The organism is Bradyrhizobium sp. USDA 3397, assembly GCF_054060965.1.
Map to the genome: position 1 here is coordinate 6,921,524 of NZ_JBSSDS010000001.1, position 21,959 is coordinate 6,943,482.

A 21,959-nucleotide genomic window follows, 5' to 3' on the forward strand; every position below is an offset into this window, starting at 1 on the left:
CGATGCTATTTCTTCGGCCAGAACGGCTGCGCCTGCGCGAGCTCGGGCGGATAGACGGTGACTGGCACGCCCGATTGCCATTGCACGATGACGACGCCGGCACCGACCCTGCGGCCCTTCTCGTCGAACTTGAGCTGTCCGCCGGGATAGTATTTCGACGGTCCGGCATCCATGGTGCGGAAGGCCTGCGCGACCGCATTGCGGTCAGCCTTGCCGGCCTTCTCCAAGGCTTCCTTCATCAGCCACATGTCGCCATAGGTCGAGATGACGTTCTGCGTCATCCAGGGCTCCTTGTATTTCGCCTTGAGCTCGGCGATCAGCGCCTCGTGACCTTTCGAGCCCCAATTGGCGACGATGGTCATGATGCCCTGCACTGTCTCCGGGCTCACACTTTGGAGCATGTCCGGCTCGGCGATGGTGATGCTGAAGGACACGGTCGGGATCTTGCCCTGGCCAAGGCCGAACTCGCTGATCTTCTCGAGGCCCAGCTTGGCGTCCGACACCGCGTTCGGCATGAACAGCAGCAGATCGGGCTTGGCCGAGCGAACTTTTTGGATGAGCGGGGTGGCGTCCGCGAGAGGCGGCGTCCACACCTCCTCGACGACGAGCTGCAGGCCTTCCTGCGCGAACAGCTTCTCCTTCAGCGCCTTGGCCGTGGCAACCGAAGTCGCGGTGTTGTCCATCAACATCGCGACCGTCTTCGGCTTCTTGCCCGACGCATTCTCGGCGAGCTTCATCAGAGTCGGCAATCCGAGCTCGGACTGGCGGCTCGCGGTCGCGGCGGTCTGGAAGATGTATTTGAAACCGCGGTCGGTCAGAAGGTCCGAATAGGACAGCGTCAGCACCGGCAGCTCGGCACGCTCGGTCACTTCGGTGACCGCCAGCGTGAAGGACGACAGATAGGAGCCGGTGGCCGCGACGAGATCCGGCTCCTGCGCCACCATGCGCTGCGCCGCGTTCTTGGCCTTCTCGGTGGTGTCGCCGCAATCGATCACGACGAGCTTCAGCTTGGCGCCGCCGAGCGCCTTGATGCCGCCCTGCGCGTTGATGTGCTCGATGCCCATCTCGGCGCCCATCTTCATCACCTGACCGGGGCGGGTGTAGATGCCCGACAACGGCACGATCAGTCCGACCTTGATCTCGGCCGGTGTCTGCGCGCGTGCCACGCCGGCAAGGCCCACGGCGGCGGCGCCGGACAGCACGGTCCGTCGCGAGAGTCCCTTCGATGTCTTGTTCATTTTGTTTGCTCCCTGGTCTTTTTTTATGGTCGTCACATACCGAGATAGGCCTTCCGCACGCGGTCGTCGGCGCGCAGCGTGTCGTTGTTGCCTTCGAGCACGACATGGCCGGCTTCGAGGACGTAGCCGTGGTCCGCGGATTCCAGCGCTTCCGCCACGCGCTGCTCGACCAGCAGCATGGTCAGCCCGGACTGGCGGCGAATCTCGATCAGCCGATCGAAGATGAAGTCGGCGGTTGAGGGCGCCAGCCCCATCGAGGGTTCGTCCAGCATCAAGAGTTTCGGGGAGGAGGCGAGGCCGCGGCCGATCGCGAGCATCTGCTGCTGGCCGCCTGACATCGTGCCCGCGAACTGGCTGCGGCGCTCCTTCAGCACCGGCAGCCATTCGAAGATGCGCTCGATGTTGCTCTGCCAGTCGCGTCGACCGCTCTCCGTCATCGCACCCATCTCCAGATTCTCCATCACGGTCAGTGACGGGAAGACTTGGCGGCCCTCGGGGACGTGGGCGATGCCGAGATGGGCGCGCTGTGGCGGCGGCACTGCGAGGAGATCGACGCCGTCGAACGTGATGGCCCCGCCGCTTGGCTTGACGATGCCGGAGATGGTCTTGAACAGCGTGGTCTTGCCGGCGCCGTTTGGCCCGACGATCGCGACGAACTGGCCGGCGCCGACATTGATCGAGATGTCGTTCAGCACGGGTTTGGCCGAATAGCCCGCGCTCAATCCCTCAATTCGCAGCATGGCCCACCCATTTCTTGCCGAGATAGGCCTCGATCACGCGGTTGTCGCGCGTCACGACTTCCGGCAGGCCTTCGGTGATGACGGCGCCGTGGTCGAGCACGACGAATCTGTCGACCAGGCGGACCATCGCCTGCATCGTGTGCTCGATGATCGCGATGGTCGTGCCGTCGCGCGCCAGTTGCCGGATCACTGCGACGACCTCGTCGGCCTCGCCGTGGCCGAGGCCTGCGAGCGTCTCGTCGAGCAGCAGGATGCGTGGCTGGCCGGCGATCGCGCGGGCAAGCTCCATCAGCCGCAGCTCCTTGGTCGAAAGCTCGCCGGCGACGCGGTCGGCGACGGCGGAGAGCCCGACACGGGCAACTGCATCGGCGGCAAGCTTGCGAGCTTCGTCGTCGGACCGCGCGCGCACATAGGCACCGACCACGACGTTGTCGAGGATCGACATGCGCAGGAATGGTCGCATCACCTGGAAGGTGCGGCCGATGCCGGACTCGCAGATCACGTGCGGCCGTTGGCCGGACATGTTGCGGCCATCGATCAGCACCTCACCCTCGCTCGGCTTCAGGAAGCCGTTGAGGAGATTGAACAGCGTGGTCTTGCCGGCGCCGTTGGGGCCGATGATGCCGAGGATCTCGTTCTGGTGCAGCTTGAAGCTGACATCCTGCACCGCCTTGAGCCCGCCGAAGGACCGGGACAGGTTCTTGACTTCGAGCACGACTTCACCGGTGGCGGCGCGCTGCCGGGGGGCGGGCTTCAGCGTGGTGACGTTGGCAGCCGATGTTTCGGGCGGGTTGGAGGCAGCCGCCTTAGGCGCGATCCGTTTGCGCAGGAGATCGCGCAGCTTCCAGAACAGGCCTTCCGGTGCCAGCAGGATGACGCAGACGATGGCGAAGCCGAAGATCACGCCCTGGATGCCCGGGAAGCGTGCGCCGGCCTCGGCGTGCAGGATCTCGGCGAGCGGGATCAGGATCACCGAGCCGATCACCGGTCCCCAGACCGTGCCGACCCCGCCGAACATCGCAACCGTCAGCGCCTGGGCCGACACCAGCATGCCGAACACCGATTGCGGCGTCACGACCAACAACACCTGCGCGTAAAAGCCGCCGATCGCCGCGGCAATGGCCCCGCTAAGCGTGATCGCGCGCAGCTTCCAGGCGAGCGTATTGATCCCGGCCGCCTCGGCGGCGGCCTCGTTCTGCTTGATCGCGAGCAGTGCCATGCCGAAGCGGGAGCGCTCGATGAATTGCGTCAGCACGATGGTGGCAAGCATGATTGCGAGCCCCAGCAGCGTGTAGATGCGCGGATCGGCGAACTGCATGTAGGCGATCGGCGCGTCGCGCTTGATCGGAAGCGTCACCTCCTGGAAGCCGAGCCACTCGAACACGTAGAGGATGGCAAGCGGGTAGGCGAGCATCGCCAGGGCGAAATAGTGGCCCTGGAGGCGGAAGGTCGGAAATCCGATCAGCAGCCCGGCGATGCCGCCGAGCACGGCCGCGATGGGGATCAGCAGCCAGGGGGAGATGTCGAAATAGATCTGGCCGAGCGCGGTTGCATAGGCGCCGATGCCGAAGAACGCGGCGTGGCCGAACGAGATCAGTCCGGTGTAGCCGCTGAGCAGGTTCCAGGAGAGGCCGAACACCGCCCACACCGGCACCAGCGTCAGGATCAGCTGGTAGTAGGAATTGGTGACGCCGAGCGACAGCGCGGCATAGGCGATCGTGAAGAGCAGGGGAGGAAGAAAGGAGCGCATCCGGAGCATGATCACGTCCTCTCCACCATCCGCCCGAAGAAGCCTTGCGGTCGGAAGAAGATGATGAGGAGGAAGACGGCGAAGATCGCGGCGTTCTGCAGCTGCGTCGGCAGGATCAGCGTCGACATCTGCTGCACGAGCCCGATCGTCATGCCGCCCCAGAACGCGCCGATGATGCTGCCCATGCCGCCGAGCACGACGCCCGCATACATGACGATGACGTATTCGAGGCCAACGAACGGGTGGAACGGATAGTTCGTAGCGAGGAGGCCGCCGGCGATCGCCGTGATGCCGCAGCCGAGCGCGAAGGCGGTCCGGTGCGCGCGGTCGACGTCGATGCCCATATAGGTCGCGGCGGTCGGATTGTCCGCGGCGGCGCGAAGCGATTTGCCGATCCGCGTGCGCGTAATCAGCAGCGAAAGCAGGATCATCATGATCAGCGAAACGATCATGTCGATGCTGCGGGCCTTGTTGAGAAAGATGCTCATGTCGAAGAAGGGGCCGAGCTCCCAGGCCGAGCTCGACAGCGGCGTGCGGATCGAGGCCAGCACCGAGCCGAACACGATGAGGCCGCCGTTCTGCAGGATCAGCGCGATGCCGAGCGTGAGGATCAGCTGGGCGTAGTGTCCCTCGCCTTCGAGCGAGGCGGTGCGCGTCCCCGAGACGTGCGAGATCAGTGCCCGGTGGACGAAGTAGCCGAATACGGCAAGCACGGGGCCGGCCAGCAGGATGGAGACGAACGGTCCGACGGCATTGCCGAAGAACGACTGAACGCCGGCGGCGGTGAACAGATAGAAGGCAGTGTACATGCCGAGCATCATGAAATCGCCATGGGCGAAGTTGATGACGCGCATGACGCCGAAGATCAGGCCGAGCCCGACGCACATCAGGCCGTAGACGGCGCCGATCAGAAGGCCCGCGGCGAGCGCTTGCAAAAATCCTTCCATCAGCTTCGCCTCCGCGCGGCTGACGAACCTAAGCGGGTCTCGAAGTCGACCATGTTTCCCCCGTACTCTCCGGCACTTCTTATGATGCCGATCGTAAAACCCGTTCCGCCGTGTCCAGGCGGCATAGTGCTGCGATATCGCCGGCATTGCCGAGCCGTTCGCAGTTCTCGATGAGTTGCTCCAACTGGCACGTGCGGTCCTCACCGAGGACTCCCTGAGCGGCCGTGCGAAAGCGCGTGCGAATATCTGAAGGCGTCGCGGCGATGACGTCGGGTAGCGCGTGCCGGATCGTCCGGCCGCTCTGCAGATGCACGCTCACATCCGCGCCCTGCTTGTCGGGGAACGCGGTGGTGAAGCCGACATCCGGCTCAAGCTTCGTGATCGCAACCAGGCGGATGATATCGACATCATCGAGTTCGGCGTAGTTGCCTTCCTCGATCTCGCCCCTCACGAGCGTGGCCGCGACGCTGAAGGGAATGCTCATTTTGGCCTGGAGCGCGTTCCGATACGGGCCGGTGGAGGCGCACCCAGGATAGCGCACGGCGGCATCGGGAGCGCGAATGACGACGCGGTCGATCTCCTCGGGGCCGGTGAGTTCGTGCGAGACGCGAAGGGCTGCTTGCGCGGCGGTCTGCGCGAAATTGCAGGCCGGCACCGGCTTGTTGTAGACCGCCATGATCTCGCATTCGCCATTCGGGAACAGCGCGATGCTGTCGGGCGCGGCCTGGCGACGATAGGCGGCGAACAGGCCCGCTTCGCCTTCGAGGATCGTTTCGGAGCCGAAAGCGCCGGCTGCGGCGAGGCCGATTGCCTTGATCGCATTGCTGGCGGCGAAGCCCGGATGAAAATACATATCGGAGCCGCCTGCATGCGGCCACTCGTTGAGACCGCTGGACGTGTTGGCTGCGATCGCGATGGCGCTGGTCGCTGCGTCTTCGGACAGGTTGAGCGCGAAACTTCCGGCGAGCGCCGCGCCCAGCGGGGCCACGAGGCCGGTCGGACGATAGAGCCGGGCGAGATCGGAGGTCAGCAACGCGCGGCCGATCCGCGCGCCGGTCTCATAGCCGATTATCGCGGCTGCAAGCAGCCTTGAGCCGTGCAGCTCCGACTGTTCGGACAGCGCGAGCAATGTCGGCCAGATCACCACGCCGTGGTGCGCAATGCTGGCGGCATGCATGTCTTCCCGCACGAGCCCGTGCCCCATCACGGCATTGGCGAAGGCGGCATCGGCCGGCGAGGAGAGTCGCGACATTCCGACGATGGTTGCGCTGCCGCCACCTTGTGCGATCGCGATTGCCTGACGACTCCAGGGATGATGGCCGGCCTCGAAGGCGCAGGACAGGAAGTCGAGCAGGCAGAGCTTGGCCTTGGCGACCACTTCAGGCCCGAAATCTCCGAGATCAACGGCAAGTGCGCTCCGCGCCATCTGGCGCGCGAGCGATACCTTGCCTGATCCGGTCGGGCCGTTCGTCATCGCAAGTGTTTCTCCCAAAGGCTCTTGCGCTCAGCCGCGCATCTCGACCCCGGCCCACTCCTCGAGCACCTTGGCGATCGAGGTGAAATCGGATGACGGGCCGTATTTGGCGTTGGTGATCGCCAGCATCTGCCGTACCACTGCGCCGCAGACCATCGGCACGCCCATGGCCTCGGCCTCGTCCACGCAGAGACGGACGTCCTTGTAGGAAAGGCCGGTGGTGAATCCGAAATCGAACGTGCCCGGCAGCACCGAACGTGGAAATTTGTCTTCGGAGGCGCTGTTGCGGCCGCTGCTGGCGTTGATGATATCGATCAGCACCTTGGCGTTGACGCCGCCCTTGACGCCCATGGCGACCGCTTCCGACGTGATCACCAGCGCCGCCGCCGCCATCAGATTGTTGGCGAGCTTGGCGGTCTGCGCCACTCCGGGCTTGTCGCCGGTGTAGAACAGCTTGCCGAAATTCTTCAGGATCGGCTGCACGATGTCGTAAGTCGCTTGCGGGCACGACACCATAACTGCGAGCGTGCCGTTCACGGCGCCCTTGATGCCGCCGCTGACGGGCGCATCGACCAGCGTCATGCCTTTGGCTTTCAGCCCTTCCGCAACGAGCTTCGCCGCGCCGGGACCAGAGGTCGAGAGATCAACGACGATCTTGGCGCGGCTGCCGCTGCTGATGCCGTCCTCGCCGAGAGTGACGGCCTTGACGATGTCGGGCGTCGGCAGACTGGCGAGCACGATGTCGGCGCGCGAGGCGACGTCGGCGGGCGACTTGCCGACCAAGGCGCCGCGCTTGACCAGCGGCTGCGTCGCGTCGGTCTGCGTGTCGTAGACGACGAGCGAATAGCCCGCGTCCATCAACCGCCCCGCCATGGGGCCGCCCATGCGGCCCGTTCCGATCACACCGAGCGTCTCTACCGCCATAGTTCACTCCCTGTAGCGCGCCCCAGCAGGGTGCGCCGTCTTGATCTTGTCGTTGTCTGTTCGCCGGCCGTTCCGGACGGCCGCCGTCATTGTGGCGGCGGGACCCCGCGCGAGCGTTCGGATTGTTATGATTGTCAGACAAGCTGTCAAGCATAACATTTGGGGTCGACAGTTTGCCGCGGATCGGCATAAGGTCCGAAAAACGAGGAAGACGCCCCGCGTGCCGCAAGACCCAATTCCCAGCGTGAGCAGGACGCTCGCCGATTTCGTCGCGGCGACGTCGTGGGCGGACGTGGAGGCGCAGAGCGGCGAGGCGCGACGCTCGATTCTGAATTTCTTCGCCACGGCACTCGGCTCCGCACGCGATCCGGTGGTGATGGCGGCGATGCGAACCCTGTCGCCGTTCAGCGGCGCCGCGACCGCGACGGTCATCGGTCATTCGCAGCCGATGGACGCGATGTGCGCATCGTTTCTCAACGCCATCTCGGCCAATCTGCTCGATTTCGATGACACCCATCCCGAGACGATCATTCATCCGGCGGCACCGGTCGCAGCTCCAGTCCTCGCACTCGCGGAGACGCATAAACTGTCTGGACGCGAGTTGTTGACGGCGTTCATCCTCGGTGTGGACGTCGAATGCCGCATCGGCGCCGCCGTTTCGCCGCGCCATTATGCGCGCGGCTGGCACATCACTTCGACATGCGGGATCTTTGGCGCCGCGGCGGCTTGCGCCAAACTATTGGGCCTGCCGGCGGAGGGCATTGCGAATGCCATCGGGCTCGCGGCGAGCCAGTCGGCAGGCAATGTCGAGAATCTGCCCAGTGCCGCGAAGAATGTCAGCGTCGGTAACGCGGCGCGCAACGGTTTGTTTGCGGCGCTGCTTGCAGAGCAGGGTTATGAGGCGGCCCCCCAGGCCATTGAAGGCCCGCTCGGTTGGGCACGCACGATGGGTGACGAGCTGGATATTGCCCGCTTGCTTGATGGTCTCGGCAAGACCTGGGAGATCGCCAGGAACACCTACAAGCCCTATCCCGCCGGCATCGTTTTTCATGCGGTCATTGATGCCTGCCTTCAGTTGCGAGAGCTGATCGGTCGGCGATTCGACCAGATTGACACCGTGACCGTTCAAGGCTCGACGCTGCTGCTTTCGCGCGGCGACCGCCCCGTCAACAACGAGCGCGATGCGCGCGTCAGCATCCATCATTGCGTGGCGTGCGGATTGCTGCTCAGCAGAGCCGGCGTCGCCGAGTTTGCACGCGAGACGGTCATCCGGCCCGATATTGTGCAGCTGCGACAGAAGGTGACAGCGGAGTGGGATGACGGGATGCCGGATGGTGCGGCACGCGTGACCGTGCGCCTGTCGTCCGGCGAGGTTTTCACCGAGACCGTCATCTCGCCGCGCGGCAGCCGGGCAGCGCCGCTTGGAGATCGCGATCTCGAGGCCAAGCTGCGCGAAAGCGTGCGAACGGGCCAGAGCAATTGGGACGCGGACGGTGTCATCGATGCCGTCTGGCGTCTCGATGCGGTGGCTGACGTCGCCGAACTGCTGCGATCGTTGCGGCCGCCCTCGGCGATGCGCCGAACAACTTCCAACTAGACTCTCGCAAGACCTGAAAGGGACGATCATGACCAAGACCGAACTGTTCGAAAAAGGCCTCAAAGTCCGCAAGGAGGTGCTCGGCGAGGACTACGTCAACAAATCGATCGCCGGTGCCGACGAGTTCACGCGCACGATGGCGGAATGGTCCACCGAATTCTGCTGGGGCGCGCTGTGGACGCGGCCCGGCGTCGACCGTCGCACGCGCTCGATCGTCAATTTGGCGATGCTCGGCGCGCTGAACCGGCCGCACGAGCTGAAGCTGCACGTAAAGGGCGCGTTGAAGAACGGGCTAACGAAGGAGGAGATCAAGGAGATCCTGCTCCAGGTCGCTGTCTATTGCGGCGTGCCCGCCGGCATCGACGCTTTCCGCAACGCACGCGAGGCTTTTAAGGAAGTTGACGCGGAGTCCTGAACGCGCCCCATTTGGTTGGTGGAAGTCATGAGCGAGCCGGAATACGAGCTCTTTGCCATCCGCTACGCGACGCGGGATGCGCGGCGGAGCGAGCACTTCATCGGCGGTGACCCGCACGACGGGCCGATGCCGATGGATTATTTCATGTGGCTGGCGAGGGGTGGCGGACGCGTCTTCGTCATTGACACCGGCTTCAACGCCGCGATCGCGAAGCAGCGCAAGCGGGCGTTCCTGCGCTGTCGCGCCTTCGACATCGACGCAGCCGACGTCAGGGATGTGATCCTCACGCATCTGCACTACGACCATGCCGGCAATTTCGACCGCTTTCCGAACGCGCGATTTCATCTCCAGGAGCGCGAGCTTGCCTACGCCACCGGCCGCTACATGCAATATCCGAGGCTGTCGCATTCCTTCGAGGTCGAGGATGTCTGCGGCATCGTGCGGCTGAACTATGCGCGCCGCGTCCTGTTCTACGATGGCGATGCTGAGATCGCTCCGGGGCTGACGGTCCATGCGGCGGGGGGACATTCCGCCGGGCTTCAATTCGTCCGGGCCAACACGCGCCGCGGTCCGGTCGTGCTCGCTTCCGACGTCAGTCATTTCTACGAAAACCTGACCAGCGAGCGTCCCTTTACGACGGCGTTTCATGTCGGCGACATGCTGGTGGGGTTCGACAAACTGCGCGCCGCAGCGCCGGATGCGGACCACATCGTTCCAGGTCACGATCCGCTCGTCATGATGCATTATCCAGCGCCGACTCCGGATCTGAACGGGATCGCGGTCCGCTTGGATGTGGCGCCGTCCGGGCCTGCTCACTCCTAGGGCGGCGAGAGGACCACGCACCGCATCCTTGTCGAGCTTCCGCATCTTCAACTCTGGCACGATCTGCGGCCGATCGGAGACGGCTGACTATCCTGCAAGAAAGCCGCCATCGATGGCGACGACGGTGCCGGTCGCGTATTGCGAGGCCGGCATGCAGAGGAACGCAACCGCGCAGCATCTAGATCATGATGCGGTCAGGTTGGAGGCGCCAAGCGGATTGGAACGAAAGGCCTTCGCCAAGCATCGCTACATCGGCTCGATGCCGATCTTCTTGATGATCCCGGCGCACTTCGTGGTCTCGTAGATTGAGCCGAGGGCTGGTCAAAACGCCAACTTCCGATTGCCGCTATCGACCGCTGCTGCGCGTTGCGCGCCGCTTCTTGCGGGACTCCGGCGGAGGCGCTGTGGAGGCCGGCTGTTCCTCCTGCGACTTGAGCGTAGCCTGCATATGTACGGCCAGCTTCAACGCGCTATCAGCGTTTGATGCGAGCCGGGACAGCAGCTGGCCCAGCATTTTGAATTCCTCACGCGTCAGCATTCCAAACAGTGCGTCGTTGACCGGTCGCTGCAAGGCGGCAAGGCGGATCAACAAGCTCATTCCACGCTGGGTGAGAGCAAGTTGCACCCGACGTCCGTCCTCGGGATGGGGGGTTTTCTCGAGGAAGCCATCGGACACCAGTTTGTTGATCTCGTTGGTGACGAAGGCGCCGCTCAGGTACAGCCGTTCGGCGACCTGGTTCACGCCCATCGGTTCTTCCGCAGTCGAATTCTTGATCGCGATCAAGATCAGATACTGGGTAGGCGACAGGTCGACAAAGCCCGCGAATATTTCACGGCAGGCTTCGAGGCTGCGTCCGAACGCGAAATAGTCGTAGAGCAGGCCGCGAAGCGTGCGGTCTCCCTCCTTGTCGAGCAGCTCAGGTTTAGACGCCGTCAAAAGCGCATCGGTCACGCGGTCAATCTCCTCACCAAATCATGGCGTTGCGGCTTGCTTAAGAAGCACGCATGCGCCCGCCCAGCAAGTAGGCTTGACATTTCCAGATAGCTTTGCAAAAAAGCTACTTGAGAATTATAATTCGCAGTGGGAAGCGAGGCGGAGTCCGATGGAGGACCGTGCATTCAGGCGTGCCCTGGGCGAATTCGCCACCGGCGTTGCGGTGGTGACGGCGCGCGGCAAGGGGGAAGAGCTCATCGGTATGACCATGAGCTCGTTCAACTCCGTTTCGCTCGATCCGCCGCTCGTTCTCTTCAGTGTCGACCGCAAGGCGCGCAGCCTGCCGGCAATGCTCGAAGCCAAGGGCTTCGCCGTCAACATTCTCGCGCGCGATCAGGAGCAGATCTCCAATCAGTTCGCGCGCGCTCTCTCCGACAAATGGGACCAGGTGAGAACGTCGGTCGGCCATGCCGAGGCGCCGCTGATCTCGGGCGCGATGGCGCATTTTGAATGCACGCCCTATGCGATTTACGAGGGCGGCGATCACGTCATCTTTGTCGTCCGCGTCATCAGGCACGCGAGCCGCGCCGAGGCCGCTGCTCCCCTGATCTTCTTTCGCGGCCGATACCGCGATCTCGTCGATGAGACCGAGCGCGAGCCGACCTGGCCGCTTCCCATCCACTACTAGCTTTGAACCGGAGACCTGCGATGCGTAGCGCAAAGGAATATTTGTCAGGCCTGAAGGACGGCCGGACCATCTACATCAACGGCGCCTCGGTCGGCGATGTCACGACGCACCATGCCTTCCGCAACCTCGCCAGCTCCATGGCGGGCATGTTCGACTTCGCGAGCGCGTCTGAGAACACGGAGCTGATGACCTTCGACACGGGCGCAGGTCGCGCCAACCGCATCTGGCAACTTCCGACCTCCTATGCCGAGCTCGTGATGCGGCGAAAGGCGCTCGAGGCGTGGGCCTCGCTGCATGCCGGCTTCATGGGCCGCGCGCCGGACCACGTGGCGTCGTGCATTTCCGGGCTCTACATGGGGCTCGACGTCTTCAAGGCGTATGATCCTGCCCGCGCCGGCGCGCTCGAGAGCTACTATCGCTACGTCCGCGACAAGGATCTCTATCTCACCTACGTCATCATCAATCCCCAGGCGGACCGCTCGAAAGGCGCAGCCGAACAGGCGGATCCGTTCCTCACCGCGGGAGTCGTCGACCGCGACGCGGAAGGCATCACCATCCGCGGCGCCAAGATGCTCGCCACCGGCGGCGTGGTCGCCGATGAGGTCTTCGTCACCACCATCCAGCCGATGCGTCCGGGCGAGGAGCGTTATGCGATGTCCTTCGCGATTCCGATGAACACGAAGGGCCTCAAGATGCTGTCGCGCAAGTCCTACGAGGATGCCGCTGGCGCAGTGTTCGACAATCCCTTGTCCAGCCGCTTCGACGAGAACGACGCGGTTCTCTACTTCGACGACGTGAAAGTGCCGTGGGACCGCGTCTTCATCGAAGGCAACGTCGAAATGTGCCAGAAGCAGTTTCACGGCACGCCGTGCCACGTCTATCAGAACTACCAGGCGATGGTGCGCTTGAGCGTCAAGCTCAAATTCCTGACCGGCCTTGGGCATCGGACCGCCGACATGAACGGCGTCACCCAGTTCCCGCAGGTGCGCGAAATGCTCGGCCAGCTCGCGGCCGAGACCGGCATGGTCGACGCGCTGGTGGCCGCGATGGAAGCCAAGGGCACGCAGGTCGGTCCCTATTTCATCCCGGACCGGCACACCCTCTACTCCGCGCAGGTGCTGACACAGCAGCTCTACGCGCACGTCATCAATACGCTTCGCGAGCTCGCCGGCGGCGGCATGATCATGCTGCCTTCGTCGGTCGCGGACTTCGACAATCCCGAGATCGCGGCCCTGATCGGCAAGACCCAGCAGTCGCCCAAGGCCAATTCGCATGACCGGGTGAAATTCTACAAGCTCGCTTGGGATGCTGTCGGCTCGGAGTTCGGCTCGCGCCATCAGCAATACGAGATGTTTTACGCCGGCGCGACCTTCGTCACCAAGGGGCATTCCTATCGCACCTACGACTGGGCCGGCGCCGACCGTCTGGTGCAGTCCATGCTCGATTCCTACGACCTCAACGGCGTCTCGGCGGCCAGCAAAGCCGCCTGATCCGAAGGAGACAATGCATGCCCGTCAACAAGAAGCACGACGAATTTCACACGCTCGACATGACCACCGGCTGGGAAGTGCCGGCAGGCTATCCGGCCGGCATCCAGCAGAAGATCATCGCGGGCGGATTGGACGAGGAGAACCGGCGCGGGACACGGACGCGGCTGCTGCGCTTCGCGCCAGGGGTCTACACCACGGCGCCGTTCTCCCACGAATATTGGGAGGAGGTTTATCTGGTTTCGGGTGATTTGATCGTCGGTAACGATGCGGACGGCGAGGGCGGCAAGAGCTTCCCGCCGAACACCTATGCCTGCCGCCCACCGCACGCGCCGCATGGCCCGTTCAAGTCCGTGAACGGCTGTCTGCTTCTCGAGATGCACTATTTCGATCCGGTGTGATCCGGATCGCTGCCGCGAACATCATTCGACCAGCACAGGGGGAAGAGAAGTCATGACGTCCAAAGGTATCTCTATCGTAGTTGCGCGTTGCCTGTCGTCACTTGAACGGCTCTTCAGGCTGGATCGCGGTGTGCCCCAAGGCAAGGTCCGATGGGTGGTGGACGGACTTGCCGGGGCGCTCGCGCTCGGTGTCGTCGCCGCCACGCCGGCCGCTGCGCAGGAGAAGCCGGGCGCGTTGGGGCTGGGTATTTTCACGTTCACATCGGGTCCTGCCGCAGCCTACGGCATGCCGGGCAAGAACGCGGCCGACCTCATGATCGATGAGATCAATGCAAAGGGCGGCATCGGTGGCGTGCCGGTCAGTGCGACCTACGTCGACGAGGCGCAGGGCGCGCAAGGCGTGATCGCAGAGTATCGGCGGCTCGCCGGAGACGCGAAGAACCAGGTCATGGTCGCCGCCCTGTCGAGCGCGAACTGCCTGGCGCTGGCGCCGCTCGCCGAACAGCTCGAGGTCCCCACTGTCGGCTGGAACTGCGATACCCATCAGCTGCTGATGGACGGCAAGAGCAAATTTCTGTTCCGGCCCAACGGCAATACCGTGCCCGAATTCATCGCCTACGCGATCTACCTGCTGGACCGCAAGCCCGACGTGAAGACGGTGGCGATCATCAACCCGGACTACGCGTTCGGCCATGATGCGGCAAAGATCTTCACCGCGGCGTTGAAGGCCCTGAAGCCTGACGTCGAGATCGTCGCCGAGCTCTATCCGAAACTCGGCTCGCCGAACTACCAGACCGAAATCTCGCGCCTTGCGACGGCGCGCCCGGACGTGGTCTTCTCAAATCTTTGGGGGGCCGACCTCGAGAACTTCGTTCGCCAGGCCGCGCCGCGTGGAATCTTCACCTCCAGTCAGGTCATCCTGGCGCTCGGCGAGACCGTGCTGCAACGCGTGCCGTTGCCGGACGGCGTGATCGTCGGTGTTCTCGGTGATGGCTGGTGGATGTCGCCGGACGCCAAGAAGAAGCCGGAGACGGTGAAGTTTGCCGAGGCCTACAAGGCGCGCTTCGGCGAGTATCCGGTGTTCCCGTCGATCAAGATGGCCAACGCGCTGATCTACGTGAAGGGAGCCTACGATGCGGCGATGCAGAAGAACGGCGGCAAATGGCCGACGCGTGCCGAGCTCGCCGCCGCCATGAAGGGCAGCAAGGTCGAGACCTTGACCGGCATGGCGCAGACGCGCGCCGACAATGACGGCCTCGTCGACCAGATCGTCGGCGTCACAGCCAAGACCCCGGCGCAGCAGTTTCCCGTCATCGGCGACATGGCCCGCTACAAGGGCGACAGCCTGATGCCGCAGGCCGGCCAGGATCCGCTCGCCTGGATTGCGACGCTCAAGCCCGAATTCGCAAAGAGCCTGCCGAAGCCCGGCAGTTACAAATAGACCGGGATGATGTTCACGTGAGGGCGTAGGCCGATGTTGAATGCAATAATCCCCCTGCTGCTGGACAGTCTGGCGAACGCCGCGTTGATCTTCTTCGCGGCGGTCGGCCTGACGCTGGTGTTCAGCGTGCTGCGCGTCCTCAACGTCGCCCATGGCAGCCTGTATTCGATTGGTGGCTATGTCGCGGCCTCGATCTGCCTGTTCATCGCGAGCCGGCAGCTCAACCCGTATTTGTCGTTCCTGGCGCTCCTGTTCAGCGCTGTGTGCGTGGCGGCGATATTCGGTCCGCTGATCGAACGCGGCTTGGTTCGCTGGACCTATGGCAAATCGGAAGCCGTGCAGATCCTGATCACGTTCGGACTGTTCCTCATCCTGGAGGACCTTCAGCGCGTGATCTTCGGCGTCCAGTCCTTCTATGAGGACGCGCCGATGCGATTGCTCGGCACCACAAGCATCGGTGGCGTCGTCTATCTCAACTACCAGATCCTCCTGATCGCCATGGCGCTCCTCGTCGTCATCGGCCTGCGGCTCCTGATCAATCACACCCGGCTGGGGCGTCTGATCACGGCTGTCGTCACCGACCGCGAGATGGCGCAGTCGATCGGCATCGACACCAACCGGATCTTCATCCTGGCGTTTTCGCTTGGCGTATTCCTCGCCGCATTGGGCGGCGCGCTGGCAACGCCGACGTCAGGGATCGCGCCAGGTCTCGGCGCCGACACCATGGTGCTCGCCTTTGCGGTCGCTGCGATTGGCGGTCTCGGGCAGATCGAGGGAGCCGCCTTGGCTTCGCTGATCGTCGGGCTGGCGCGCGTGCTCGCGATCTATCTGGTGCCGTCGCTGGATGCTGTCGCGCCCTATGCGGCCATGCTTGTCGTTCTTCTGATCCGCCCCTATGGCCTGTTCGGATCAGTGACGGCGCGGAGGATATGATGCCAACGATCATTGCCGCTGCGGCGGTCGTCGTCATTGCGCTTTTGCCCGTGGCCGCGCCCTGGCTTCAATTCGTCCTGACGCTTGCGATCGCCAAGGGCTTTGCGGCGCTCGGTGTCGCCGTGCTGCTCCGCGCCGGGCTGATCTCGATCGGCCATGCGATGTTCTTTGCCGCGAGTGCCTATGCAGTCGCGTTCCTGGCGCGTGCCGGGGTCAACGATCTTGGGCTGCTGCTGATCCTCTCGGTGCTGGGCGGGGCGCTCATCGGCGCCATCGCCGGATCGTTTCTCGTCCGCTATCGCGCGATCTTCTTCGCGATGTTGAATCTTGCGGTCTCCATGGTGTTCTACGCGCTCTGCGCCAAGCTCTATGGTGTCACCGGCGGGACCGACGGCATGCCGGTGCCGGTTCCGGCCGCTTTCGGCGTCGTGCTTGGCGAGCCGGCCTTCAAGAGCGTGCTGTTCTATCTCAGTCTCGGGCTGATGGTGCTCGTCGGCCTGGCCGTGCAGCGCTACCTGAACAGCCCGCTCGGTCACGCGCTCTCGGCCGTCCATACCAACGAGATCCGGCTCGAATATCTCGGCATCCCGGTCTGGGCGATCCTGCTGATCGCCTATGTCGTCTCGGCGGCGCTCGCCGGGCTTGGCGGTGCGATCGCCAGCTTTGCGATCGGTCGCGTGGTCCCGGATTTCGCGTTCTGGACCGCATCCGGCCACCTCGTGCTGATCGCCGTGCTCGGCGGCATCGGTGGCGTGCCGGGCGCGTTCATCGGTGCCCTGTTCCTGGAACTGCTGCACAGCGCCGCGGTCACTGTTACCGATTCCTGGAATTTGATCGTGGGCATGACACTGATCATCGTGATCATGTTCATGCCGCAAGGGGTCTATGGATTGTTCGCGCGCAAGGAGGCGACGAGCCTATGACGCCTCCCATCCTGGAAGCAAAAGGCCTCCACGTCGCATTCAACGGCGTCAAGGCCGCCGACGATGTCAGCATCGCGATCCATGACGGCGAGTTCCTCGCGATCATCGGTCCGAACGGGTCTGGCAAGACGACGCTGCTCAACATCTGCACGGGCTACATCCGCCCGAGGTCGGGCAGCGTGCTGCTCGACGGCGACGACATCACCCATCTGTCGCCGCGCGCCATCGCGCGCCGTGGTGTCGCCCGCTCATTCCAGATCCCGCAACTCTTCTCCGCACAGCGTGTGATCGACAACATGATGCTGGCGCTGGCGGCAACCGATGGTCTGTGGAGCGCGGTGCAGCCGCTCGAAACCGCGAGCCGGCGCCAGGAGGCGAGGGCCTTGCTCGACCTCGTCGGGCTCGCCGACGATGCCGACCGGGTCAGCAGCACGCTTCCCGAAGGGCATCGCAAGCTGCTGGATATCGCGGTTGCGCTGGCCCTGAAGCCTCGGTTGCTGCTGCTCGACGAGCCGACCAGCGGGGTGAGCGCCCTCGAACGCTTCCCGCTGATGGAGGCACTGATGGCGGCGCTGCGCCAGCGCCGCATCACGGCGTTGTTCGTGGAGCACGACATGGACGTGGTCGCGCGTTACGCGAGCCGAGTCCTGGTGTGGAACGCCGGCAACATCATGGCCGAGGGACGGCCCGACGAGGTGTTCAGCAACGCGCAAGTGCGCCAACGAGTCGTAGGGGTGGCCTGATGCTGAGGCTCGACAAGGTCAGCGTCTCGATCGAGGGCGTCCGCGTGCTGCGCGCCGTGAGTTGCGAAATCATCGCGCGCAAGTCGACGGTGTTGATCGGGCGCAACGGCGCCGGCAAAACCACGACCCTGCGCGCAATCATGGGCCTCATCGCGATGGACGAAGGCTCTGTTCGGCTCGATGCCGAAGATCTCGGCAACAGGCCTGCCCACACCCGCGCCCGCGCCGGGATTGGCTATGCGCCGGAGGACCGCCGTCTGATTCCGGAGCTGAGCGTGGAGGAGAACATCCGCCTCCCGGCCCTGGCGCTGAAGCTCGACCGTGCCGAGGTCGTGCGAAGGCTCGACGAGATCTATCATCTGTTGCCCGAATTGCATGTGATGCGGTTCCGGCCGGCCGGCGGCGTGTCCGGAGGGCAGGGCAAGATGGTCGCGCTGGGGCGCGCACTGACGGTAGCACGCAAGGTTCTGCTGCTCGACGAGCCGTTTCAAGGTCTGGCGCCGGCCCTCGCACTCGACTATGCGCGGACGCTTGACGAATTGCGCAAGCATCGGCCGGAACTCGCCATGCTGATTACGGAATCGTCGCCTGCGCTGCTCGACCGGATCGCAGACAGGACGCTGCAGATCGAGCGCGGCGAAATCCTGACCACATCGATCAAGGATAGGGAATTCCATGTTGCTGCAATTTGAACGCCTCGCCAATGACCGGACCGACCGCATTGCCGTCGAGATCGGGTCCCTTGTCATCGCGGGCTGGGCGGGCAGGGATGCGGCGGCGATCGAACATCATGTCGAGGAGCTCGCCGCGCTCGGCATTCCGCGTCCCTCCACCACACCGCTCTACTATCGTGTCGCTGCGCAAACATTGACCCAGGACAGCCGCCTGACCGTCCTTGGGCCCGACAGTTCCGGCGAGGTCGAGCCTGTCGTTGTCGCCATGGCTGATGGGCTCTGGGTCGGCATCGGCTCCGACCATACCGACCGCAAGGCCGAAGCGTCCGGCATCGCCCTTTCGAAGCAGCTGTGCGGCAAGCCGGTCGGCTCACAGCTCTGGTCTTATGCAGATGTCGCGGGGCATTGGGATGAACTGGTCCTTCGCTCGTGGGCGACGATCGACCGGGAACGGGTGCTCTACCAGGACAGCCCGGTCTCCTCGCTCCGAACGCCGCGCGATCTGATTCGTCGCTACGCCGGCACGGACATACTACCAGCCGGCACGCTGATGTTCTGCGGAACGCCGGGCGCGATCGGCGGCATTCGGCCGGGGACGCGTTTTGAGATGGAGCTGAAGGACCCGGTCCTGAACCGGTCCCTGATCCATGGCTACGACATCGATGTCCTGCCGGTCGTCTCCTGATCTTTCTGCCCGGCGCGTGTCATGACAGCAACAAAGGATCCATCGCACCCTTCGGCCGTCGCACGGCTGGAGGCGGCACTTGCGCGGATCCATTCGCCGGAAGCGAACAACGTCTTCACGGCCGTGTTTGCGGATAGCGCCCGCTGGGAGGCCGAAGCTGCGGATCGTCGCGCCGCTGCCGGAGCGCTCCGTGGTCCGCTCGATGGTCGCATCGTTTCGATAAAAGCGCTGTTCGACGTCGCCGGCACCGTCACGAGCTCGGGCTCGGCTGTCCTGCGCGGCCGGCCACCGGCCGTCGAAGATGCCGAGGTCGTCAAGCGGTTGCGCGCTGCGGGTGCCATCGTCATCGGCAAGACGCAGATGACGGAGTTCGCTTTCTCCGCGTTGGGTACGAACCCACACGACGGGATGCCGGCCAATCCGCGGGACCGCACCCGCATTCCGGGAGGCTCCTCAGCGGGCGCTGTCGTGTCCGCAATTGGCGGCATGGCGGACATCGCCATCGGCAGCGATACCGGCGGTTCGATCCGAATCCCCGCCTCACTGTCGGGTGCGGTCGGATTCAAGCCGACCAGCGGTTTCGTGCCGACCGCCGGCGCGTTCTCGCTGTCGTCGAGTCTCGACACGATCGGTCCGGTCGCCGCGAACGTCGAGGACTGTTTCGCGGCCGATCAGGTGCTTTCAGGTGAAGTCGCGCCGTCGCGGCTGCGGCCAGCATCCTCCGGCACGTTCCGCCTTGTCGTTGCCCGCGGGCGCTTGTTCGATCGATGCGAACCCGAGGTGCTCGCCGCGTTCGAGAACGCCATGGAGCGGCTTCGATCAGGCGGCTTGCAGATCGGGGATGGATCCATTGAGGCTGCGCTCGATGACGTCGCCCAGATCGACAAGATCGGCACCTTCCCGTCGATCGAGGTCGGCGCGACGCTGCGCAGTTTGGGGCTCTCGGTGCTGGATGGGGTCGATCCTCGAACGCGCGTCCGCATTGAGGCTGGCGCTGGCATTCTCGCCACGGACTATGTGCGCATGGTGCGGCTGCGGCAGGATGCGATCCGATTCTTCGAACAGTCCTTCGGCAACAACGAGGCGTTCGTCCTGCCGACGACGCCCATCCGAGCGCCGCTTCTTGCGTCCGTCGCGGAGCATGCGGCATTCCATGAGCTCAATGGCCTCGTCCTGCGCAATCCGCGCGTCGCCAACCTGCTCGACTGCCCGTCGATTTCGCTGCCGTTGCCGCTCGAAGGTCTTCCCGTGGGTTTGATGTTGATTGGCCGCAGGAATGCCGACCGGCGGTTGCTGGAGATCGCAGCCAGTGTAGAAGCGCTGCTGCGAGGACATTTGCATGCTGCATAGCCCTTTCGCGCGAAAGGCCGCCAAATCCACGATCACGCGGAGAAGCTGTGGCGAGGCCGCCTGTGAAGCTGTAGCTTGCCGATTGCCAATGTATGTCCATGGGGACAGAAACGAGACGTTTCTGGTGCGGTGGACTGACGAACGACAACGGAAATCTGGCAATCCGCTGATTTTTTCTGGTGGGCCCGGCAGGACTCGAACCTGCAACCAGACCGTTATGAGCGGTGGACTATCGGTCAGCTTCGTTGATGTTGCTGCGGTTTCATCTGCGTCCGATCGCGTTTGTAGCGTCTCCGTGAGATCCTTTCTGGTGCGAAACTGGTGCGGTTCGCCTACGCATGCAGACGGGTCGGCTTGATATCTATTCTTGGCGTGCGAACATAATCTCTGGTCAGAGCCGCCCGATATAACCGTGCGACCTATTGGAAAGAGCAGGCAGAGCTGAAGCAGGCCTTGGCAAACATCCAACTCCGGCTGCTGACATAAGCGATGCTGGGCGGTCAGTGACGGCGTAAGGTTGAGAACAGGCTGAGGATTTCCGTGTCTGTAAATTTATCTGGCTCCCGCATCTTGGGCTCGGGAACGGGTTCCGGAGCCTCATCCGGAGTTTCGCTATTTAGCGCGCGAATTCTAGCCTTCGCATGCTGAAGGGCAGGGTCTGCGTCCCCACCAACGCGTGACGCTAATTTCACCAGCGCCTTTTGGTGGTCTTCGAGTTCCGATTCTGAGTCTAGTTGATCAACCACCGACTCCGCCTCATCGAGGTGACGCTGAACGGCATATTGAAACGCCTCTGTCATCTGCGGAGACAACTCCGGGCCGAGGTGAAGATCAACCCGGTCCCACATTTGGGAAAGCGCATCGCTGGACGGATCATATCCTACCACCTCAATGAGTTTTGCCTCGAGAAGATCGGCCTGTTCTTTGATTGCGGAAAAGTGCGATACCGGCCACTCCGAAAATCGGAAATGAGCGCAAGCCTTACTTGGCCCAGAAAGTCGTCGAAGAAGAAGACCGGTCTTCTTCGTATCGTCTATTTTTGCGAATCCGTCGTCTAGGTCACGAACAGCTACGAGTTGCCAGTTCTCAGCAAGATATTTGTAAGCCAGCATTTCAGCGAGCGTCGTTTTTCCGACGCCGGGTGGCCCAGACACGATGATTACGTGTCGCTTTTCGAGGAGATCTGAGGCTTCCTTAAAGCTTGGATTCTGAGCGTAAACCTTAACCTTTCTCTCGATCTCGTCCTTAGTCGCGTTGGTGAACCCGCTGAGCGCGGCGTTGACGATTTGGTCAAGGACAACTGCGCTTGAAAGCCAAAGCTTGATGTGCGCCTTCTCGATATCGGGGTTCTCCCTAAGGATGCGATTCAGCTCGGCGGGGCCAAGGATATCGCTCTCAGATTGGAGCGAAGACCCGATAATTTCGGCGAGAGCAGTCTTGTTATCCGGCGTCAGAGCGTGAGAAGTCGCTAAAATATAGCGGGTCGGTTGCAGTTCTTCGATCGAAGCTCGCTCGTGCCGCATGGCGCGGGCTAAATCGGAGAATCGCGAACCGCGATAGTGTTTGACCTGCAGGATGATCATTTCATCGGCTTTGGCGTGCCGTCCATCGATGCCGCCGTCCGGACCCGGACTAAATGCCTCAAATCGGAAGCCGGCGTGCGCGCCTGCTAGATCGAGGCACAGACTTTCAAAATCGGGATGCGTTAGTGAAGAGAAATCGTAACTCACGTTCCGGCCGCCCGTTTAAGAAATGTCAGAAATGCATAGTTAAACATGTAAAACCCAAGAGCC

22 protein-coding genes are annotated in these 21,959 nt (G+C 63.4%); 14 read left to right on the forward strand and 8 right to left on the reverse strand.

The window, feature by feature from the left end; genetic code table 11:
- Positions 1-5 precede the first annotated feature (5 nt).
- The 6 genes from ACVWYQ_RS32015 to ACVWYQ_RS32040 all read right to left on the reverse strand — a co-directional run bounded on the left by ACVWYQ_RS32015 (position 6) and on the right by ACVWYQ_RS32040 (position 7,073).
- Positions 6-1,238 (reverse strand): ABC transporter substrate-binding protein, encoded by a 1,233-nt coding sequence (locus tag ACVWYQ_RS32015; protein ID WP_271538677.1) that lies wholly within the window; start codon positions 1,236-1,238, stop codon positions 6-8.
- A gap of 32 nt (positions 1,239-1,270) precedes the next feature.
- Complete coding sequence (locus ACVWYQ_RS32020; protein ID WP_036011537.1) at positions 1,271-1,978, reverse strand: ABC transporter ATP-binding protein; 708 nt, start codon at positions 1,976-1,978, stop codon at positions 1,271-1,273.
- The gene (locus ACVWYQ_RS32025) at positions 1,965-3,737 is read right to left on the reverse strand and encodes a branched-chain amino acid ABC transporter ATP-binding protein/permease (protein WP_456727223.1); all 1,773 of its coding nucleotides are present in this window, start codon (positions 3,735-3,737) and stop codon (positions 1,965-1,967) included. Before ACVWYQ_RS32025 ends, ACVWYQ_RS32020 begins: the two co-directional genes overlap by 14 nt.
- Before the next feature lie 2 nt (positions 3,738-3,739).
- On the reverse strand, positions 3,740-4,675 hold the full coding sequence (locus ACVWYQ_RS32030) for a branched-chain amino acid ABC transporter permease (protein ID WP_036011532.1): 936 nt from the start codon (positions 4,673-4,675) through the stop codon (positions 3,740-3,742).
- A 79-nt stretch (positions 4,676-4,754) separates the two neighbouring features.
- On the reverse strand, positions 4,755-6,149 hold the full coding sequence (locus tag ACVWYQ_RS32035; protein ID WP_456726829.1) for an MmgE/PrpD family protein: 1,395 nt from the start codon (positions 6,147-6,149) through the stop codon (positions 4,755-4,757).
- 30 nt (positions 6,150-6,179) lie between these two features.
- Positions 6,180-7,073, reverse strand: coding sequence for an NAD(P)-dependent oxidoreductase (locus ACVWYQ_RS32040; protein ID WP_456726830.1), 894 nt, complete (start codon positions 7,071-7,073; stop codon positions 6,180-6,182).
- A gap of 244 nt (positions 7,074-7,317) precedes the next feature.
- Here ACVWYQ_RS32040 and ACVWYQ_RS32045 point away from each other — a divergent pair, with 244 nt between their 5' ends.
- The 4 genes from ACVWYQ_RS32045 (at position 7,318) to ACVWYQ_RS32060 (ending at position 10,211) form a co-directional block, all read left to right on the forward strand.
- The gene (locus ACVWYQ_RS32045; protein ID WP_456726831.1) at positions 7,318-8,670 is read left to right on the forward strand and encodes an MmgE/PrpD family protein; all 1,353 of its coding nucleotides are present in this window, start codon (positions 7,318-7,320) and stop codon (positions 8,668-8,670) included.
- Between the two features lie 28 nt (positions 8,671-8,698).
- The gene (locus ACVWYQ_RS32050) at positions 8,699-9,085 is read left to right on the forward strand and encodes a carboxymuconolactone decarboxylase family protein (protein ID WP_157285224.1); all 387 of its coding nucleotides are present in this window, start codon (positions 8,699-8,701) and stop codon (positions 9,083-9,085) included.
- 27 nt (positions 9,086-9,112) lie between these two features.
- Positions 9,113-9,907, forward strand: a complete 795-nt coding sequence (locus tag ACVWYQ_RS32055) for an N-acyl homoserine lactonase family protein (RefSeq protein ID WP_456726832.1) — start codon at positions 9,113-9,115, stop codon at positions 9,905-9,907.
- A 151-nt stretch (positions 9,908-10,058) separates the two neighbouring features.
- Positions 10,059-10,211, forward strand: coding sequence for a hypothetical protein (locus ACVWYQ_RS32060; protein ID WP_456726833.1), 153 nt, complete (start codon positions 10,059-10,061; stop codon positions 10,209-10,211).
- Positions 10,212-10,253: 42 nt separating this feature from the next.
- On the opposite strand, the gene ACVWYQ_RS32065 is transcribed toward ACVWYQ_RS32060, so the two are convergent.
- Positions 10,254-10,859, reverse strand: a complete 606-nt coding sequence (locus ACVWYQ_RS32065; RefSeq protein WP_456726834.1) for a MarR family winged helix-turn-helix transcriptional regulator — start codon at positions 10,857-10,859, stop codon at positions 10,254-10,256.
- A gap of 151 nt (positions 10,860-11,010) precedes the next feature.
- Between ACVWYQ_RS32065 and ACVWYQ_RS32070 the strand changes: the two genes are divergently transcribed.
- Genes ACVWYQ_RS32070 through ACVWYQ_RS32115 form a run of 10 tightly spaced genes read left to right on the forward strand, consistent with a single transcriptional unit; the run spans position 11,011 to position 20,166 of the window.
- Positions 11,011-11,529 (forward strand): flavin reductase family protein, encoded by a 519-nt coding sequence (locus ACVWYQ_RS32070; RefSeq protein WP_404543623.1) that lies wholly within the window; start codon positions 11,011-11,013, stop codon positions 11,527-11,529.
- Between the two features lie 20 nt (positions 11,530-11,549).
- Positions 11,550-13,019 carry a 4-hydroxyphenylacetate 3-hydroxylase family protein gene (locus ACVWYQ_RS32075; RefSeq protein WP_404543621.1) on the forward strand — a complete coding sequence of 490 codons (1,470 nt, stop codon included), beginning with the start codon at positions 11,550-11,552 and terminating at the stop codon, positions 13,017-13,019.
- A gap of 17 nt (positions 13,020-13,036) precedes the next feature.
- Positions 13,037-13,417, forward strand: coding sequence for a cupin (locus tag ACVWYQ_RS32080; protein WP_404543619.1), 381 nt, complete (start codon positions 13,037-13,039; stop codon positions 13,415-13,417).
- 52 nt (positions 13,418-13,469) lie between these two features.
- Positions 13,470-14,858 carry an ABC transporter substrate-binding protein gene (locus ACVWYQ_RS32085; protein ID WP_404543617.1) on the forward strand — a complete coding sequence of 463 codons (1,389 nt, stop codon included), beginning with the start codon at positions 13,470-13,472 and terminating at the stop codon, positions 14,856-14,858.
- Between the two features lie 33 nt (positions 14,859-14,891).
- Positions 14,892-15,791, forward strand: a complete 900-nt coding sequence (locus ACVWYQ_RS32090; protein ID WP_404543615.1) for a branched-chain amino acid ABC transporter permease — start codon at positions 14,892-14,894, stop codon at positions 15,789-15,791.
- On the forward strand, positions 15,791-16,714 hold the full coding sequence (locus tag ACVWYQ_RS32095; protein ID WP_456726835.1) for a branched-chain amino acid ABC transporter permease: 924 nt from the start codon (positions 15,791-15,793) through the stop codon (positions 16,712-16,714). Before ACVWYQ_RS32090 ends, ACVWYQ_RS32095 begins: the two co-directional genes overlap by 1 nt.
- Complete coding sequence (locus ACVWYQ_RS32100; protein ID WP_404543612.1) at positions 16,711-17,457, forward strand: ABC transporter ATP-binding protein; 747 nt, start codon at positions 16,711-16,713, stop codon at positions 17,455-17,457. Before ACVWYQ_RS32095 ends, ACVWYQ_RS32100 begins: the two co-directional genes overlap by 4 nt.
- Positions 17,457-18,149 carry an ABC transporter ATP-binding protein gene (locus ACVWYQ_RS32105; protein ID WP_456726836.1) on the forward strand — a complete coding sequence of 231 codons (693 nt, stop codon included), beginning with the start codon at positions 17,457-17,459 and terminating at the stop codon, positions 18,147-18,149. Before ACVWYQ_RS32100 ends, ACVWYQ_RS32105 begins: the two co-directional genes overlap by 1 nt.
- Positions 18,133-18,816 carry a DUF2848 domain-containing protein gene (locus tag ACVWYQ_RS32110; protein WP_404653540.1) on the forward strand — a complete coding sequence of 228 codons (684 nt, stop codon included), beginning with the start codon at positions 18,133-18,135 and terminating at the stop codon, positions 18,814-18,816. The genes ACVWYQ_RS32105 and ACVWYQ_RS32110 overlap by 17 nt, the downstream gene beginning before the upstream one ends.
- Positions 18,817-18,837: 21 nt before the next feature.
- Positions 18,838-20,166, forward strand: coding sequence for an amidase family protein (locus tag ACVWYQ_RS32115; protein WP_456726837.1), 1,329 nt, complete (start codon positions 18,838-18,840; stop codon positions 20,164-20,166).
- A gap of 500 nt (positions 20,167-20,666) precedes the next feature.
- On the opposite strand, the gene ACVWYQ_RS32120 is transcribed toward ACVWYQ_RS32115, so the two are convergent.
- Positions 20,667-21,896, reverse strand: coding sequence for an nSTAND3 domain-containing NTPase (locus ACVWYQ_RS32120; RefSeq protein ID WP_456726838.1), 1,230 nt, complete (start codon positions 21,894-21,896; stop codon positions 20,667-20,669).
- Between the last annotated feature and the right edge of the window lie 63 nt (positions 21,897-21,959).